The 17,827-nt window shown below is 71.7% G+C and carries 14 protein-coding genes and 1 tRNA gene; 14 read left to right on the plus strand and 1 reads right to left on the minus strand.

What is annotated here, in order from left to right:
* Positions 1–66: 66 nt before the first annotated feature.
* The 12 genes from hisI (at position 67) to KM842_RS04695 (ending at position 16,139) form a co-directional block, all read left to right on the plus strand.
* On the plus strand, positions 67–474 hold the full coding sequence (gene hisI, locus KM842_RS04640) for a phosphoribosyl-AMP cyclohydrolase (RefSeq protein WP_216261329.1): 408 nt from the start codon (positions 67–69) through the stop codon (positions 472–474).
* The gene (locus tag KM842_RS04645) at positions 471–2,003 is read left to right on the plus strand and encodes an anthranilate synthase component I (protein WP_216261330.1); all 1,533 of its coding nucleotides are present in this window, start codon (positions 471–473) and stop codon (positions 2,001–2,003) included. Before hisI ends, KM842_RS04645 begins: the two co-directional genes overlap by 4 nt.
* A complete protein-coding gene (locus KM842_RS04650) occupies positions 2,000–2,752 on the plus strand; it encodes a Trp biosynthesis-associated membrane protein (RefSeq protein ID WP_216261331.1) in 753 nt (250 codons plus the stop codon). Before KM842_RS04645 ends, KM842_RS04650 begins: the two co-directional genes overlap by 4 nt.
* Positions 2,739–2,978 carry an HGxxPAAW family protein gene (locus tag KM842_RS04655; RefSeq protein ID WP_216261332.1) on the plus strand — a complete coding sequence of 80 codons (240 nt, stop codon included), beginning with the start codon at positions 2,739–2,741 and terminating at the stop codon, positions 2,976–2,978. The genes KM842_RS04650 and KM842_RS04655 overlap by 14 nt, the downstream gene beginning before the upstream one ends.
* Before the next feature lie 28 nt (positions 2,979–3,006).
* Positions 3,007–3,780 (plus strand): indole-3-glycerol phosphate synthase TrpC, encoded by a 774-nt coding sequence (trpC, locus tag KM842_RS04660; protein ID WP_216262097.1) that lies wholly within the window; start codon positions 3,007–3,009, stop codon positions 3,778–3,780.
* A 43-nt stretch (positions 3,781–3,823) separates the two neighbouring features.
* Complete coding sequence (gene trpB / locus KM842_RS04665; protein WP_216261333.1) at positions 3,824–5,038, plus strand: tryptophan synthase subunit beta; 1,215 nt, start codon at positions 3,824–3,826, stop codon at positions 5,036–5,038.
* Positions 5,035–5,874 carry a tryptophan synthase subunit alpha gene (trpA, locus tag KM842_RS04670; RefSeq protein ID WP_216261334.1) on the plus strand — a complete coding sequence of 280 codons (840 nt, stop codon included), beginning with the start codon at positions 5,035–5,037 and terminating at the stop codon, positions 5,872–5,874. Before trpB ends, trpA begins: the two co-directional genes overlap by 4 nt.
* A gap of 67 nt (positions 5,875–5,941) precedes the next feature.
* Positions 5,942–6,931, plus strand: a complete 990-nt coding sequence (gene lgt / locus KM842_RS04675) for a prolipoprotein diacylglyceryl transferase (protein WP_216261335.1) — start codon at positions 5,942–5,944, stop codon at positions 6,929–6,931.
* A 188-nt stretch (positions 6,932–7,119) separates the two neighbouring features.
* Positions 7,120–11,736 carry a glutamate synthase large subunit gene (gene gltB, locus KM842_RS04680; RefSeq protein WP_301183817.1) on the plus strand — a complete coding sequence of 1,539 codons (4,617 nt, stop codon included), beginning with the start codon at positions 7,120–7,122 and terminating at the stop codon, positions 11,734–11,736.
* A 113-nt stretch (positions 11,737–11,849) separates the two neighbouring features.
* On the plus strand, positions 11,850–13,307 hold the full coding sequence (locus KM842_RS04685; protein WP_216261336.1) for a glutamate synthase subunit beta: 1,458 nt from the start codon (positions 11,850–11,852) through the stop codon (positions 13,305–13,307).
* Between the two features lie 99 nt (positions 13,308–13,406).
* Entirely contained in the window at positions 13,407–14,852 is a 1,446-nt protein-coding gene (gene pyk, locus KM842_RS04690; RefSeq protein WP_216261337.1) for a pyruvate kinase, read from the plus strand.
* Positions 14,853–14,999: 147 nt separating this feature from the next.
* Positions 15,000–16,139, plus strand: a complete 1,140-nt coding sequence (locus KM842_RS04695) for a VIT1/CCC1 transporter family protein (RefSeq protein ID WP_216261338.1) — start codon at positions 15,000–15,002, stop codon at positions 16,137–16,139.
* A gap of 154 nt (positions 16,140–16,293) precedes the next feature.
* Here the strand turns inward: KM842_RS04695 and KM842_RS04700 are convergent, their stop codons facing one another.
* The gene (locus KM842_RS04700) at positions 16,294–16,833 is read right to left on the minus strand and encodes an HdeD family acid-resistance protein (RefSeq protein ID WP_216261339.1); all 540 of its coding nucleotides are present in this window, start codon (positions 16,831–16,833) and stop codon (positions 16,294–16,296) included.
* 111 nt (positions 16,834–16,944) lie between these two features.
* On the opposite strand from KM842_RS04700, the gene KM842_RS04705 reads away from it, so the two are divergent.
* Together KM842_RS04705 and KM842_RS04710 are read left to right on the plus strand one after the other, a co-directional pair.
* Positions 16,945–17,024, plus strand: a tRNA-Leu gene (locus tag KM842_RS04705).
* Positions 17,025–17,103: 79 nt separating this feature from the next.
* Positions 17,104–17,709, plus strand: a complete 606-nt coding sequence (locus KM842_RS04710) for an ANTAR domain-containing response regulator (RefSeq protein WP_110825040.1) — start codon at positions 17,104–17,106, stop codon at positions 17,707–17,709.
* Positions 17,710–17,827 lie beyond the last annotated feature (118 nt).

Here is a 17,827-nt window from a genome sequence, read left to right on the forward strand (position 1 = left end):
CGCGACCGGGGGAGGCGTGCCTCCCGTCCGGTCGGGGGAGGCGCCGGGCCGTAGGCTGGTGGTCTCATGACCGACAGCACCAGCGCCAGCACCGAAGCGGTCCTCGACCGCGCTCGTTTCGGTGCGGACGGACTGCTCCCCGCCATCGTGCAGGAGGAATCGTCGAAGGACGTCCTCATGCTCGGGTACATGGACCGAGAAGCACTCCGCCGCACCCTCACCGAGGGCCGGGTGACCTTCTGGTCCCGCTCCCGGAACGAGTACTGGCGAAAGGGTGACACGTCCGGGCACGCCCAGTACGTCCGCGGCGCCGCGCTGGACTGCGACGACGACACGCTGCTCGTCACGGTCCACCAGGTCGGGGCCGCCTGCCACACCGGCGCGCACCGGTGCTTCGACGTGGACCCGCTCGACCCGGTGACCGCGTCGGCCCCGACCGAGGTCGGCGCCGCGACGGGCGGGGCGGACCGGTGACGGACGCGCCCCGCACCACGGCGCGCACCGACTTCGACGACCTGGTCGCGCGCGGCCACCGCGTGGTCCCGGTCGTCCGGGCGCTCTTCGCCGACAGCGAGACCCCGGTCGGGGTCTACCGGAAGCTCGCCGACGGCCGCGCCGGCACGTTCCTCCTCGAGTCCGCCGGCCAGGGCGGCCTGTGGTCCCGGTGGTCCTTCGTCGGCGTGCGGAGCTTCGGCGTCCTCACGCAGGACGGCGACCGGGCGTCGTGGATCGACACCGGACTGTCGGTCGAGCGTGCCGTGGGGTCGCTCGACGGCGCGCCGCTCGACGTGCTCGCGCGCCTGCACGAGCGGTGGGCGACCCCGCGCGTGCCGGGCACCCCGCCCCTCGTCGGCGGCACCGTCGGCTTCATCGGGTGGGAGGCCGTCCGGCAGCTCGAACACCTGCCCGACGCACCGCCCGCCGACTTCGACGTGCCCGGACAGGCGCTGTCCTTCGTCGCCGAGCTCGCGGCCCTCGACCACCGCACCGGCCTGGTCGTCCTCGTCGCGAGCGCGCTGAACGACGGCACCGACGACGCCGACACGCTCTGGTCCGACGCGCAGGCGCGGCTCGACCGGATGCAGGCCGACCTCGTCCAGCCGAGCGTCGCGACCGTCGCCGAGGCGTTCGACATCGCCGAGCCGACCGCACGGTCCCGCTCGACGCCCGAGGAGTACGCGGCGGCGATCGAGCGGTCGAAGCGGTACATCCGCGACGGCGACGTCTTCCAGGTCGTCATCTCGCAGCGCTTCGACCACGACGTGACCGCCGACCCGCTCGACGTCTACCGCGTGCTCCGCACCCTGAACCCGAGCCCGTACATGTACTTCCTCGCGCTCGAGGGCACCGACGGCGCTCCGTTCTGGATCGTCGGCGCCTCGCCGGAGGCGCTCGTGAAGGTCCAGGACGGCCGCGCGATGACCCACCCGATCGCCGGGTCCCGCCCCCGTGGCGCGACCACGGAGGAGGACGTCCGCCTGGGCGAGGAGCTCCTGCAGGACCCCAAGGAACGCGCCGAGCACCTCATGCTCGTCGACCTCGCCCGCAACGACCTGCAGAAGGTGTGCGAGCCGGGGTCCGTCGCGGTGACGGAGTTCATGACCGTCGAGCGGTTCAGCCACATCATGCACCTGGTCTCGAGCGTCGAGGGCGCCGTCCGTCCCGGTGCCTCGGCGATCGACGTGTTCCGGGCGACCTTCCCCGCGGGGACGCTGTCCGGGGCGCCGAAGCCGCGCGCCCTGCAGATCATCGACGAGCTCGAACCCGCGAAGCGCGGTGCGTACGCCGGGGTCGTGGGGTACTTCGACTTCGCCGGGGACGCCGACGTGGCCATCGCGATCCGCACCGCGCTCATCCAGGACGGGATCGCGCGGGTGCAGGCGGGTGCGGGACTCGTGGCCGACTCGGACCCGACGAGCGAGCACCTCGAGGCGGTCAACAAGGCCGCGGCGCCGCTCCGGGCCGTCGCCACCGCGAACCGGATGACCGGGGTCGCACGGTGAAGCGCTCCCGTCCGCTCGTCGTCGTGGTCGGTCTCGCCGTCGCGGGGCTCGTGATGCTCTCGTGGACGCAGACGTGGTTCACGATGCACCTCGACCACTCGGCCGCCGTCGTGTCCACCGTCGCCGCCGACGGTGCGGCCGTGGTGCCGCAGTACACCGCGGTCGCCATCGCCAGCCTCGCGCTGTTCCTCGCGCTCACGATCGCGGGCCGGATCGTCCGCGTCGTGCTCGCCGTCGTCCAGGTCCTGCTCGGCGTGGCCGTCGTGGTCACCGGGGTCTCGGCGCTGACCGATCCCGTCGCCTCGGCCCGCAGCGCGGTCGGGTCGGTCGCCGGCGTGAGCGACGTCGGCGCCGTCCGGCAGGTCGTCACGAGCGTCGACGTGAGCCCCTGGCCGGTCGTCGGGATCGCCGCCGGGGTGCTCGCCGCTCTCCTCGGGATCGCGGTGCTGTTCCTGCAGCGGTCGTGGCCCGGCCCGAGCCGGAAGTACGGCGACGCCACCACACCCGGTGCGGCCTCCGCCGCCGGTGCACGCGCCACGGGCAGCGCCCCGGCACCGTCCGGCGACGTCGCCGCCGCGCCGGTCGCACGTGACGCGATCGTCGACTGGGACGACCTCAGCGCCGGGGTCGACCCGACCGCGGGGGACGCCGCCGTCGGGGAGTCGCGGACCGCGGACACGGTAGGATCGACGGAGCGCCGCCCGACCGGTGGCGCCAGCGACAACGAGGAGCACCGTGAGCAACACTGAGCCCGCAGAACTCGGCGAAGGCCACTCGCCGGCGGCCTGGACGGCCGTCGTCATCATGCTGATCGGCTTCGCCGCCGGGACGCTCTTCTTCTGGTTCGACATGGCCTGGGGCGTCTGGGTCTCCGCCGGCATCGTGCTCATCGGCCTCGTCGTGGGCTTCGCGATGGGCAAGGCCGGCTACGGCGTCAACGGTCCGAAGTTCGTCCCCAAGCACCACGGCGAGTGAGCGCGTGACCGCAGCGTCCGGGCCGAACCTGCTCGAGAGCCTGGTCGCCGGCGCCCTCGAGGACGCCGCCGCACGCCGACTCGACCGCCCCTACGCGGACGTCGAGCGTGACCTCGACCGTGTGGCGTCGCCGCTCGACGCGTTGGACTTCCTCGCGCCGGGCGACCGCGTGAAGGTCCTGGCCGAGGTCAAGCGCGCCAGCCCGTCCCGCGGGTCGATGGCGACGATCGAGGACCCGGCCGCCCTCGCGGCCAACTACGAGCGGGGCGGTGCCTCGGCGATCAGCGTGCTGACCGAGGGGCGCAGGTTCCTCGGGTCGCTCGCCGACCTCGAGTCGGTGAAGGCCCGTGTGACGGTGCCCGTGCTCCGCAAGGACTTCATCGCCGACCCGTACCAGGTCGTCGAGGCCCGTGCGGCGGGGGCGGACCTGGTCCTCCTGATCGTCGCCGCCCTCGAGCAGCGCGCGCTGGTCGAGCTGCACGCCCTGGCCGAGGAGCTCGGCATGCGCGTGCTCGTCGAGGCCCACTCGGCGGACGAGGTCTCCCGCGGGCTCGACGCCGGCGCACGGATCCTCGGCGTCAACGCCCGCGACCTCACCGACTTCTCGCTCGACCGCGACCTCTTCGGTTCGCTCGCCGACCGCATCCCCGACGGGGTCGTGCGCGTTGCCGAGTCCGCCGTGAAGACCCCCGCCGACGTCGCGCACTACCGGTCCGCCGGGGCCGACGTCGTCCTCGTCGGGGAAGCGCTCGTCACCGGCGCCGACCCCGCCGCCACGCTCGCGTCGTTCATCGACGGCTGACAACCCGTCCGGCCCCTGGCCGGACACCTCCGGGAGCACCACCGTGACCTCACTCCGTGACCTGCAAGGCCCCTACTTCGGCGACTTCGGCGGACGCTTCGTCCCCGAGTCCCTCGTCCTGGCACTCGACGAACTCGAGGCCGCCTTCCGCGAGGCCTGGGCGGACCCGTCCTTCCGCGAGGAGCTCGACACGCTGCACCGGGAGTACACCGGTCGGCCGTCGATCATCACCGAGGTGCCGCGCTTCGCCAAGCACGCCGGTGGCGCGCGGATCATCCTCAAGCGCGAGGACCTCAACCACACCGGGTCGCACAAGATCAACAACGTGCTCGGTCAGGCCCTCGTCGCCCGGCGGCTCGGCAAGACGCGGTTGATCGCCGAGACCGGTGCCGGTCAGCACGGCGTCGCGACGGCGACCGCCGCGGCACTGTTCGGCATGGACTGCGTCGTCTACATGGGCGCCGTCGACACCGAGCGCCAGGCGCTCAACGTCGCGCGGATGCGCCTGCTCGGCGCGCAGGTGATCCCGGTCGAGACCGGCTCCCGCACGCTCAAGGACGCCATCAACGACGCGCTGCGCGACTGGGTGGCGAACGTCGACTCGACGCACTACCTGCTCGGCACGGTCGCCGGACCGCACCCGTTCCCGGAGATGGTCCGCCAGTTCCACAAGGTGATCGGCGAGGAAGCCCGTCAGCAGGTCCTCGACCGCGTCGGCCGTCTGCCCGACGCCGTGGCAGCGTGCGTCGGCGGTGGTTCGAACGCGATGGGCATCTTCGAGGCGTTCCTCGACGACGAGTCCGTCCGCCTGCACGGCTTCGAGGCCGGCGGTGACGGCGTCGAGACCGGACGGCACGCGGCGAGCATCACGCTCGGTCGCGAGGGCGTGCTGCAGGGAGCGAAGTCGTACCTCATGCAGGACGAGGACGGGCAGACCATCGAGAGCCACAGCATCTCCGCGGGACTCGACTACCCGAGCGTCGGGCCGGAGCACGCGTACCTGGCGTCGATCGGACGGGCGAAGTACGAACCGATCACCGACACCGAGGCGATGGAGGCGTTCCGTCTCCTCAGCCGCACCGAGGGCATCATCCCGGCGATCGAGTCGTCGCACGCCCTGGCCGGCGCCATCAAGCTCGGCAAGGAGCTCGGGCCCGAGGGCGTCGTCCTCGTGAACCTCTCCGGTCGCGGCGACAAGGACGTGGCGTCCGCCAGCCGGTACTTCGGCATCCTCGACGAGACGGCGGTCCAGTCGTGAGCACGGACCGGACGGTCGCGGCGACCATCGACCGCGCGAACACCGAGCGCGCCGGCGCCGTCGTCGGGTACCTGCCCGCCGGCTACCCGGACCTCGAGACCAGCGTCGACGCGGCGGTGGCCCTCGCCGAGAACGGCGTCGACGTCATCGAGCTCGGCCTGCCGTACTCCGACCCGGTCATGGACGGGCCGGTCATCCAGCGTGCCGCCGAGGAGAGCCTGGCAAACGGCTTCAAGGTCGCGCAGGTCTTCGACGCCGTGCGCGCCATCACGGAGCGCGTGGACACCCCCGTGCTCGTGATGACGTACTGGAACCCCGTCCTGCGGTACGGAGTCGAGCGGTTCGCCGACGACCTCGTGGCCGCGGGCGCCGCCGGTCTCATCACCCCGGACCTCATCCCCGACGAGGGCCAGCAGTGGATCGACGCCTCCGAGCGCACCGGTCTCGACCGCGTGTTCCTGGCGGCGCCGTCCTCCACGGACACGCGGATGCGGCAGGCCGTCGACCGCAGTCGCGGCTTCGTCTACGCGGTGTCGACGATGGGCGTCACCGGCGCCCGGACCGGTGTCGACAGTGCCGCCCGAACCGTGGTCTCGCGGCTGCGGGACGCGGGCGTCGAGCGGACCTGCGTCGGTCTCGGCATCTCCACCGCCGACCAGGTGCGCGAGGTGCTCGAGTACGCCGACGGAGCCATCATCGGGTCGGCCTTCGTGCGTGCGCTGGCCGACCTCGGCGTGGGCGGGGTCGCCGAACGTGCGGCCGAGCTGTCCGCCGGTGCCGCGGCCCCGGGTGCCGCACCGCCGGGCGCTGCGTCGTCCGGCGCTGGGCGTCGCTGACCCGCGCTACAGTGATCGGGGCCTCCCAGCCCCCGGCACCACCAGGACCGAAAGGCGACCGCACGCAATGCCCCTCCTGAGCATCCCGAGCCCGAGCACGGCCTGGCAGTACTTCGACCTCACCGCCTGGTTGCGGAGCACGTTCGGCGTCAGCATGCCGCTCGACTTCCGGATCCACGCGTACGCGATCTGCATCCTCATCGGGATCGTCATCTGCGTGTTGCTCACGAACAGCCGGATGAACGCGCGCGGAGTCGAGCGGGGGATCATCATCGACATCGCGCTCTGGGCGGTGCCGGCCGGCATCATCGGCGGACGCGCGTTCCATGTGATCAGCCACGTCGACGACTACTTCGGTCCGGGGATCGACCCCCTTTCGGTGTTCTACATCTGGGAAGGCGGTCTGGCGATCTTCGGGGCGCTGATCCTCGGGTCGCTCGGAGCCTGGATCGGGTGCCGCATGGCCGGGATCCGCTTCTCGGCGTTCATCGACGCCGCGGCGCCCGGCGTGCTCCTCGCCCAGGCCGCCGGTCGGCTCGGCAACTACTTCAACCACGAGCTGTTCGGGATGCCGACCAGCCTGCCGTGGGGCCTGCAGATCGAGGCGTCGAACCCGGCCTACCCGAAGGGCCTGCCGGAGGGAGTGCTCTTCCACCCGACGTTCCTCTACGAGATCATCTGGAACGTCGTCGGCGCGGTGCTCATCCTGCTGATCGACCGTCGCTTCCGACTGCAGTGGGGCCGCGTCATGGCCCTCTACCTGGTCTGGTACGGCACCGGCCGGTCCGTCCTCGAATCGATCCGCGTCGACACGAGCGAGACCTTCGCCGGCATCCGGACGAACGTGTGGATGTCCTTCGCGGCGATCCTGCTCGGGCTCGTCATCTTCCTCGTCCAGTCCCGGCGACACGTCGGCAAGGAGCCGAGCCCGTACCTGCCGGGTCGCGAGCCTCGCTCGAAGTCCGATGTAGACTCGGACGACACCTACTCGGAGCACGACACCACGACCGGTGTCGCCGATCCGGAGCCGGTCGCCACAGTCGCCGACCGACGCTGAGGTCCCCAGCCTCTCCAGAACGCAGCACCACACCGCACCCGCGGTCCGCCACAAGCGGACCCCATTCCTCGCACGCCGCCCGGACACCTCCTGGCGGCGAGCACGGGCACCAGTCCCGCCCGCTCGGGCGGAACGCACCACCGGGCCACCGCTGTCCCTGTTCCACTTCCTCGTGAGGACGGTTCCCCATGGCGCTCCTGCCACCCCAGCCCTCTGCAGTGCCGAACGGCGCGTCCCGGCTCCGCCCGCCGCACCGACGGTTCTCCGCGATCCCCGACGCCGCCGGTCTGTACGACCCGGCGAACGAGAAGGACGCCTGCGGCCTCGCCATGGTCGCGACGCTCCGCGGGACGCCCGGGCACGACATCGTCGACGCCGCGCTCGGCGCCCTGCGCAACCTCGAGCACCGCGGTGCCGTCGGGTCCGACGCGGGCACCGGCGACGGCGCCGGCATCCTCTGCCAGGTGCCCGACGCGTTCCTGCGTGACGTCGTGCCGTTCGAGCTGCCCGGTGCGGGGGAGTACGCGGTCGGCACCGCCTACCTGCCGCTGGACGCCGACAGCCGTGCCGCGGTGAAGGCGAGCGTCGAGGCCCTCGCCGCCGACGAGGGGCTCCGCGTGCTCGGGTGGCGTGAGGTCCCCGTCCGCCCGGAGGTCCTCGGCACCCTCGCCCGCGCCGCGATGCCCGCCTTCGAGCAGGTCTTCGTCACGTCCACCCACCACGACGAGCACGGGGCACCGCGTTCGGGCATCGCGCTCGACCGCCAGGCGTTCCGGCTGCGCAAGCGTGCGGAGCAGGGCAGCGAGCTCTACTTCATGTCGCTGTCGAGCCGGACCATGGTCTACAAGGGCATGGTCACGACGCTCCAGCTCGAGCCGTTCTACCCCGACCTGAGCGACGAGCGCTTCGCCTCGCGCCTGGCCATCGTGCACTCCCGGTACTCGACGAACACCTTCCCGTCGTGGCCGCTCGCGCAGCCGTTCCGGTCGCTCGCGCACAACGGCGAGATCAACACCGTCCGCGGCAACCGGAACTGGATGCGCGCCCGACAATCGCAGCTCGAGAGCGAGCTGCTGGGCGACATGGCGCCGCTCCTGCCGATCGTCAGCCCCGGCGCGAGCGACTCCGCCTCGTTCGACGAGGTGCTCGAGCTCCTCACCCTGACCGGCCGCTCGCTCCCGCACGCGATGTCGATGATGGTGCCGGAGGCGTGGGAGAACCAGACCGACATGGACCCGGAGCTCCGCGCGTTCTACGAGTACCACTCGATGCTCATGGAGCCGTGGGACGGTCCGGCGGCGATCACGTTCACCGACGGCACGCTCGTCGGCGCCACGCTCGACCGCAACGGCCTGCGCCCCGGGCGGTTCCTCGTCACCGACGACGGCCTCATCGTGATGGGCAGCGAGACCGGTGTCATCGACGTCCCCGCGTCGAAGGTGGTCCGCAAGGGCCGTCTGCGCCCGGGCCGCATGTTCCTGGTGGACACCGAGAACGGCCGGATCATCGAGGACGACGAGGTCAAGCGCGACCTCGCCACGTCCGGGCCCTGGGCAGAGTGGCTCGAGTCCGGTCGGATCAACCTGAACGACCTGCCGGAGCGCGAGCACATCGTGCACACGCCGGCATCGGTCACGCGTCGGCAGCGCGCCTTCGGCTACACCGAGGAAGAGGTCCGTGTCCTGCTGCGCCCGATGGCGCAGACCGGGGCCGAACCCCTCGGCGCGATGGGGTCGGACACGCCGATCGCCATCCTGTCGCAGCGCCCGCGGCTGCTGTTCGACTACTTCACCCAGCAGTTCGCGCAGGTCACGAACCCGCCGCTCGACTCGATCCGCGAACAGGTCATCACGTCGATGGGCCTCGGTCTCGGTCCGGAGCGCAACCTGCTGGCGGCCGGTCCGGAGCACGCGAAGCAGATCGTGCTCGACTTCCCGGTGATCGACAACGACCAGCTCGCGAAGGTGCAGCACTTCGAGACCGCCTCCGGTCGCCACCTCACCGTCACGATCCGTGGGCTGTACCGCGTCGACGCCGGCGAGACCGCCATGGAGCAGCGGATCCAGGCCGTCTGCGACGAGGTCGACGCCGCCATCGAGTCGGGCAAGCAGTTCATCGTGCTGTCGGACCGCGACGGCAACGTCGAGAACGCGCCGATCCCGAGCCTCCTGCTCCTCGCCGCGGTCCACCACCACCTGATCCGCACCGAGCAGCGCATGAAGGTCGGCCTGATCGTCGAGGCCGGCGACGTGCGCGAGGTGCACCACGTCGCGACCCTGATCGGGTACGGCGCCTCGGCGATCAACCCGTACCTGGCGATGGAGACCTGCGAGAACCTCGTCCGCTCCGGCATGATCACCGGGCTCACCCCCGAGCAGGCGGTCAAGAACGTCATCAAGGCGCTCGGCAAGGGCGTGCTCAAGATCATGTCGAAGATGGGCATCTCCACGGTGTCCAGCTACGCCGGCGCGCAGGCGTTCGAGGCGGTCGGCCTCAGCCAGCAGTTCGTCGACCGCTACTTCACCGGGACGTCCTCGATCCTGGGCGGGGTCGACGTCGACGTCATCGCCGCCGAGAACGCCGAGCGGCACGCGCAGGCGTACCCGCAGGACGGCGCCGTGCTCTCGCACGAGCGCCTGCAGACCGGCGGCGAGTACCAGTGGCGACGCGAGGGACCGCCGCACCTGTTCAACCCGGACACGGTCTTCCGCCTGCAGCACGCCACCCGCGCACGCCGCTACGACGTCTTCCGCGAGTACTCGAAGTCGGTCGACGACCAGTCCGAGCAGCTCATGACGCTCCGCGGTCTGTTCGGCTTCCGACACGGCGCCCGCACGCCGGTGCCGCTCGACGAGGTCGAGTCGATCGCCGACATCGTCAAGCGCTTCAACACCGGCGCGATGTCCTACGGGTCGATCTCGCAGGAGGCCCACGAGACGCTCGCGATCGCGATGAACCGTCTCGGCGGCCGGTCGAACACGGGTGAGGGCGGCGAGGACGTCGAACGACTCCTCGACCCCGAGCGCCGGAGCGCGATCAAGCAGGTCGCGTCCGGGCGGTTCGGCGTGACGAGCATGTACCTGACGCACGCCACGGACATCCAGCTGAAGATGGCCCAGGGTGCGAAGCCGGGCGAGGGCGGCCAGCTGCCCCCGCAGAAGGTCTACCCGTGGGTGGCCCGGACCCGGCACGCGACCGCCGGTGTCGGACTCATCTCGCCGCCGCCGCACCACGACATCTACTCGATCGAGGACCTCAAGCAGCTGATCTTCGACGTGAAGCGCGCCAACCCGGCCGCCCGCGTCCACGTCAAGCTCGTCAGCCAGTCCGGCATCGGCGCGGTCGCGGCGGGTGTGACGAAGGCCCTGGCCGACGTCGTCCTCGTCTCCGGCCACGACGGCGGCACCGGCGCGAGCCCGCTGAACTCGCTCAAGCACGCCGGTACCCCGTGGGAGATCGGTCTCGCCGAGACGCAGCAGACCCTCATGCTCAACGGCATGCGGGACCGCGTCACGGTGCAGGTCGACGGGCAGATGAAGACCGGTCGCGACGTCGTCGTGGCCGCGCTGCTCGGCGCCGAGGAGTACGGCTTCGCCACGGCGCCGCTCATCGTCGAGGGCTGCATCATGATGCGCGTCTGCCACCTGGACACGTGCCCGGTCGGCGTCGCCACGCAGAACCCCGAGCTCCGTGCACGGTTCTCCGGCAAGCCGGAGTTCGTCGTGAACTTCTTCGAGTTCATCGCGCAGGAGGTCCGCGAGCTGCTCGCCGAGCTCGGCTTCCGCAGCCTCGACGAGGCCATCGGTCGCTCCGACGCCCTCGACGTCGACCGTGCGCTCGAGCACTGGAAGGCGTCGGGCCTGGACCTCGAGCCGGTGCTCAAGGGTCCGGACTTCGCCGACGACGAGCCGCGCACCCGGCACCGTGCGCAGGACCACGAGCTCGAGCAGCACTTCGACGTGCGGCTGATCGCCGAGGCGTCGGACGTCCTCGAGCACGGCGGCACGCTGTCGCTCGACCTGCCGATCCGGAACACGGAGCGGGCGGTCGGGACGATGCTCGGTCACGAGGTCACCCTCCGCCACGGCGAGAACGGGCTGCCGACGGGCTCGATCGACGTCACGCTCCGCGGTTCGGCGGGGCAGTCGCTCGGTGCGTTCCTGCCGGCCGGCATCACCCTCCGACTGGTCGGCGACAGCAACGACTACGTCGGCAAGGGCCTGTCCGGCGGCGAGATCGTGGTCCGTCCGGCCGAGGACGTCGGGTTCGACCCGGCCGAGAACGTCATCGCCGGCAACGTCATCGGGTACGGCGCGACGCAGGGCAGCATGTTCATCCGCGGCATCGTGGGCGAGCGCTTCCTGGTCCGCAACTCCGGGGCGACGGCGGTCGTCGAGGGCGTGGGCGACCACGCGCTCGAGTACATGACCGGTGGGCTGGCGCTCATCCTCGGTGAGACCGGCCGGAACCTCGGCGCCGGCATGTCCGGCGGCACCGCGTACGTGCGCGGCCTCCGCAGCGAGCTGGTGAACACCGACGCGCTGGCCTCGGGGGAGCTCCGCCTGGAGCCGCTCGACAGCGCCGACGTCGCGATCGTCTCCGACCTGCTCCGCCGGCACGCCGACGAGACCGGGTCCACCATCGCCGCGGGCCTGCTCGACTCGGGCGACCTGTCCGAGTTCGTCAAGGTGCTGCCGCGCGACTACGCGGCCGTGCTCGAGACGCGTCGCCAGGCGGCCGACGAGGGGCTCGACCCCGACGGCACCGTGGTGTGGAACCGCATCCTGGAGGTGACCGGTGGCTGAGCCGCGCACCTCGACCCCGACCACCCGCAACACCCGTACGACCGCGAGCGCCCGCTCGACAGCGAGCACCCGCTCGACGACCACCACGCAGACAGAAGGATCGGAGGTGACCGGTGGCTGACCCCAAGGGCTTCCTCAAGGTCCAGGAACGTGAACTCCCGCCCCGCCGACCGGTCCCCGTCCGGCTGATGGACTGGAAGGAGGTCTACGAGCAGCAGGAGTCCGGCGCACTGAAGCGACAGGCCGGGCGCTGCATGGACTGCGGTGTGCCGTTCTGCCACCAGGGCTGCCCGCTCGGGAACCTCATCCCGGAGTGGAACGACCTGACGTGGCGCGGCGAGGGTCGCCAGGCCATCGAGCGGCTGCACGCGACGAACAACTTCCCGGAGTTCACCGGTCGTCTCTGCCCCGCGCCGTGCGAGTCGTCCTGCGTGCTCGGCATCAACCAGCCGCCGGTGACGATCAAGCAGGTCGAGGTCTCGATCATCGACGAGGCGTACCAGAAGGGCTGGGTCACCCCGCACCCGCCCGAGCGCCTCACCGGCAAGACCGTCGCCGTCGTGGGGTCCGGTCCCGCCGGACTCGCGGCCGCGCAGCAGCTCACGCGTGCCGGGCACACCGTCGCGGTGTTCGAGCGTGACGACCGCATCGGTGGTCTGCTCCGCTACGGCATCCCGGACTTCAAGATGGAGAAGCGGCAGATCGACGCCCGCCTCGCCCAGATGCAGGCCGAGGGCACCCGCTTCCGCGCCGGTGTCGAGATCGGTCGCGACATCACCTGGGACGACCTGAAGTCCCGGTACGACGCGGTCGTCGTCGCCACCGGCGCCACGGTCCCGCGCGACCTGCCGATCCCCGGTCGCGACCTCGCCGGCGTCCACTTCGCCATGGACTACCTGGTCCAGCAGAACAAGGCGAACGCGGGCACGGTCGTCGACAACCAGGTCAGCGCCGAGGGCAAGCACGTCGTCGTGATCGGTGGCGGTGACACCGGCGCGGACTGCATCGGCACCGCACACCGACAGGGCGCCCTGAGCGTGACGAACCTGGCGATCGGCAAGCAGCCGCCGCTCGAGCGTCCGTCGGACCAGCCCTGGCCGATGTTCGCGACGGTCTTCGAGGTCACGAGCGCGCACGAGGAGGGTGGGGAACGACAGTTCCTCGCCACCACGGTCGAGTTCCTGTCGAACGAGGCCGGCGAGGTCCGGGCGCTCCGCGTCGCCGAGACCGAGTACCTCGACGGCCGCCGCGTCCCGAAGGCCGGCACCGAGCGGGAGATCCCGGCCGACCTGGTCCTCATCGCGATGGGCTTCACCGGCCCGGAGACCGACACGCTCGAGCCGCAGCTCGGCCTGCCGACCACGGTCTCCGGCGCGGTGTCCCGCCAGGCCGACTACACCACGAACGAGCCGGGCGTCTTCGTCGCCGGTGACGCCGGCCGCGGCCAGTCGCTCATCGTCTGGGCGATCGCCGAAGGGCGTGCCGCGGCGGCGAAGGTCGACGAGTACCTCGAGGGCTCGACCATCCTGCCGGCCCCGGTCAAGGCGACGGACCGGGCGATCTCGGTCTGATGGTCCGCACCACGTAGGCGAGAGGCCACCAGCACTCGATAGGGTGCTGGTGGCCTCTCGTCGTTCCCGCGAAGCCACTCCACCACACGAAGGAATCCATTGAGACGCGCAAAGATCGTTTCGACGCTCGGACCTGCGACCTCCGACTACGAGGTCGTCAAGCAGATCATCCAGGCCGGGGTCGACGTGGCCCGCCTGAACCTCAGCCACGGTGACTACAGCGTGCACGAGGCCAACTACGTGAACGTCCGCCGGGCCGCCGAGGAGCTGGGCAAGCCCGTCGCGATCCTGGTCGACCTGCAGGGCCCCAAGATCCGCCTCGCGAAGTTCGCCGACGGGCCGCACGAGCTGGCCGTCGGTGACGTCTTCACGATCACGACCGAGGACGTCCCGGGCACGAAGGAGATCTGCGGGACGACCTTCAAGGGCCTGCCGCAGGACGTGAAGCCGGGCGACCCGCTGCTCATCGACGACGGTCGCGTGCGCCTGCGCGTCCTCGACACCGACGGCGTGCGCGTCCGGACCGAGGTCGTCGTCGCCGGCACCGTCTCGAACAACAAGGGCATCAACCTGCCGGGTGTGGCGGTGAACGTCCCCGCGCTCAGCGAGAAGGACGAGGCCGACCTCCGCTGGGGCATCCGGATGGGCGCCGACCTCATCGCCCTCTCGTTCGTCCGGAACGCGGCCGACGTCGAGCGTGCCCACCAGATCATGGACGAGGAGGGCAAGCGTCTCCCCGTCATCGCCAAGGTCGAGAAGCCGCAGGCCGTCGACGCGCTCGAGGAGATCATCGACGCCTTCGACTCGATCATGGTCGCCCGCGGTGACCTCGGCGTCGAGCTCCCGCTCGAGGCGGTCCCGATCGTGCAGAAGCGTGCGGTCGAGCTCTCGCGCCGCATGGCCAAGCCGGTCATCGTCGCGACGCAGATGCTCGAGTCGATGATCTCGTCGCCCATCCCGACCCGCGCCGAGACCTCCGACGTCGCGAACGCGGTCCTCGACGGTGCCGACGCGGTCATGCTCTCCGGCGAGACGAGCGTCGGTGAGTACCCGGTGGAGACGGTCCGCACCATGGCGCGCATCGTCGAGTCCACCGAGGACCACGGCCTCGAGCGCATCGCCCCGCTCGGCACGAAGCCGCGCACCCTCGGCGGCGCGATCACCCTCGCCGCGGTCGAGATCGCGGAGTTCACCGAAGCGTCCTACCTCTGCGTCTTCACCGAGTCCGGTGACTCGGCCCGCCGCATGTCGCGGCTGCGCCACGGTCTGCCGATCATCGCGTTCACCCCGAACGAGGCCACCCGTCGTCGCCTGGCGATGACGTGGGGCGTCCGCTCCTACCTGGTGGACCGCAAGACGCACACCGATGAGCTCTTCTCGCAGGTCGACGACGTCCTCATCGGCAACGGTCTCGCCGTCCCCGGTGACCGGGTCATCGTCACGGCCGGTTCTCCCCCCGGACTCGAGGGATCGACGAACGACCTGCGCGTGCACCGGGTCGGCGACGCGCACGCCGAGGCCGCGCCGGCCTACGTCCGCGACTGAGTCCGGTCCACCGACGGGAGGCCGTCACCCCTCGTGGGTGGCGGCCTCCCGTCGTCCCGGCCGGGAGGCGCTGCCGGCGTCCGACGCGACCCTCGCCTGGGTACCGTGGTCGGCGTCCCGACCGACCGAGCACGCGAGGAGCGTCGCATGGGTGATCCGAGCCTCCAGTCCGCCACCGCGACGCGGTCGCGGGCCGACGTGCAGCGCTGGCGGCGCTACCTGGCGGACGAGCGTGCCGAGGCGGCCGTCTACCGGAACCTCGCGTCACGCCGGTCGGGCGAGGAGCGCGAGATCCTCGTCGCCCTCGCCGAGGCCGAGGGCCGGCACGAGCAGCACTGGCGGGACCTGCTCGGCGACGACGTCGGGCGGCCCCTCGCCGGCAGCCTGCGGACGCGCGTGCTCGCGGCGCTGGCGAAGCGGTTCGGGTCGGTGTTCGTGCTCGCGCTGATGCAGCGGGCCGAGGACCGCTCGCCCTACGCGGACGACGACGACGCCACCGCGCAGATGGCGGCCGACGAGCGGATCCACGGCGAGGTCGTCCGTGGGCTCGCGAACCGCGGGCGCATGCGCTTGTCCGGGACCTTCCGCGCCGCGGTGTTCGGCGCGAACGACGGCCTCGTGTCGAACCTGGCGCTCATCATCGGCATCAGCGCCTCCGGGGCCGACCGGCACGTCGTCCTGCTGAGCGGCGTCGCCGGCCTGCTCGCGGGTGCGCTGTCGATGGGCGCGGGCGAGTACGTGTCGGTCCGGTCGCAACGGGAACTGCTCGACGCGTCGGCCCCGCACCCGGAGGCCCAGCGCGCGGTCGCGGACCTCGACGTCGACGCGAACGAGCTCGCCCTCGTGTACCGCGCCCGCGGCATGTCGGAGGCGGAGGCCGCGACGCACGCGGACGAGGTGCTCGCCACCATGCTCGCGGCCCCGACGACCGGTGGCGTGCCGGTCGTCCGGTCGCGGTCGGCGCTGCCGCGTGCCGCAGCGGGTGAGGCGTCGGACGACCACGAGGCGATTGGCACCGGGACGAGCGCGGCGCTGTCGAGCTTCTGCTTCTTCGCCTCGGGGGCGGTGATCCCGGTGCTGCCGTACCTGGTCGGCCTCGACGGGTGGGCCGCCATCGGGACCGCTGCGGGGCTGGTCGGGCTCGCCCTGCTCGGCACCGGAGCGGTGGTGGGGGTGCTGAGCGGTGCGTCGCCGCTCCGACGTGCGCTCCGTCAGCTCGGGATCGGCCTCGGTGCCGCCGCGGTGACGTACGGGCTCGGGCTGCTCTTCGGGACCGGCCCCGCCTAGCCAGCGGCCCGTGACGGCGAACGGCGGACGGCGGACGGCAGATGCCGGACGGCGGACGGCGGACGGCGGACGGCGGACGGCGGCATCGGCGTACCGATGCCCAGCGGCGGTGCCTGCTGGTCGGCGTCGGGCGTCGGGCGGCGACGCGTGCGGTTCAGCGTCGGGCGGCGGCGCGTGCCGGCAGCAGCAGGAGCGCCGCACTGCCCACGCCGACGAGGGCGATGCCGGCCAGGACGGTGAACACCTCGAGGGCCGTGGTGGGGGCGAGGAGCACGGCGACGCCGCAGAGCACCGACAGCACCCCGCTGACCACCGTCGGGACGCGGGAGGACCCGGGGTGCCCGACCGCCGCGCCGACCAGCGCGGCGATGCCCTCGACGACGAACCCGACCCCGGCGAGGACCGCGTAGACGACCAGCGGCACGGCCGGGTCGACCAGGGCCACGAGTCCGGCGAGGCCGACCAGGACGCCGACGACGCCCGAGGTCCAGCGCCACACCGGCGACGTGCCGTGGCCGCGGGCGGCGGCGAAGACGCGCATCGCTCCGGCGACGACGAGGTACACGCCGAACAGCAGTGCGACGAGGACGAGCGTCGGCCGGGGCCAGACGACGGCGACCACGCCGGCCACCACCGCCACGACGGCGGTGACGATGACGAACGCTCGGAACGTGCGGACGGCACGTGAGTCCACGGGGCTCCTCCCTGACCGATCAGCCGGACCTCCGACCGTACCGCGCGTCGGACGACTCCGTCAGGACCGGCCCGGCCCGGGCCGCCGTCGGCTGCTACGCTGGCTCCGCTCGCGAGTGTGGTGGAATGGTAGACACGGGGCACTCAAAATGCTCTGCCTCTGGCGTGCGGGTTCGAGTCCCGCCACTCGTACTCGGTCCGCGTCGGCTCGGCGCCGGACCCTTCCGGCGGGTTGCCGCGGACGGATCGAGCGTCTAGTAGGCTCTCCGTCGTGAGTGACACAGAAGCAACCGCAGCCGCACCCCGTCGCGTCGTCGTCGCCGAGGACGAGTCGCTCATCCGCCTCGACATCGTCGAGATCCTCCGCGACAACGGGTTCGACGTGGTCGGCGAAGCCGGCGACGGTGAGACCGCCGTGCAGCTCGCGACGGACCTGCGTCCCGACCTCGTCATCATGGACGTCAAGATGCCCCAGCTCGACGGCATCTCCGCAGCCGAGAAGCTGTCGAAGAACCACATCGCCCCGGTCGTCCTCCTCACGGCGTTCAGCCAGAAGGAGCTCGTCGAGCGTGCGACCGAGGCCGGTGCACTGGCCTACGTCGTGAAGCCCTTCACCCCGAACGACCTGCTCCCCGCGATCGAGATCGCCCTCTCGCGGTACCAGCAGATCATCACGCTCGAGGCCGAGGTCGCCGACCTCGTCGAGCGCTTCGAGACTCGCAAGCTCGTCGACCGCGCCAAGGGCCTGCTCAACGAGAAGATGGGCCTCACCGAGCCCGAGGCCTTCCGCTGGATCCAGAAGGCCTCGATGGACCGCCGCCTGACCATGCACGACGTCGCGAAGGCGATCATCGAGCAGCTCAGCGCGAAGAAGTAACGAGCCCCCGCTCGCTCACGCGGAGAGCGCCGCCGGACCTGGTCCGGCGGCGCTCTCCGCGTTCCGGGCCACGGCACGAGCCGGACGGGAGACGCGGCTCAGCCCCGCCGCACACCGT

It is taken from the genome of Curtobacterium sp. L6-1 (genome assembly GCF_018885305.1).
In the GTDB taxonomy this organism is placed as follows: Bacteria; Actinomycetota; Actinomycetes; order Actinomycetales; family Microbacteriaceae; genus Curtobacterium; species Curtobacterium aetherium.

Excerpts from the sequence above, each read along its gene's own strand:
- hisI (WP_216261329.1), top strand. The coding sequence starts at position 67 with ATGACCGACAGCACCAGCGCCAGCACCGAAGCGGTCCTCGACCGCGCT.
- lgt (WP_216261335.1), top strand. The coding sequence starts at position 5,942 with ATGCCCCTCCTGAGCATCCCGAGCCCGAGCACGGCCTGGCAGTACTTC.
- gltB (WP_301183817.1), top strand. The coding sequence starts at position 7,120 with ATGGCGCTCCTGCCACCCCAGCCCTCTGCAGTGCCGAACGGCGCGTCC.
- KM842_RS04695 (WP_216261338.1), top strand. The coding sequence starts at position 15,000 with ATGGGTGATCCGAGCCTCCAGTCCGCCACCGCGACGCGGTCGCGGGCC.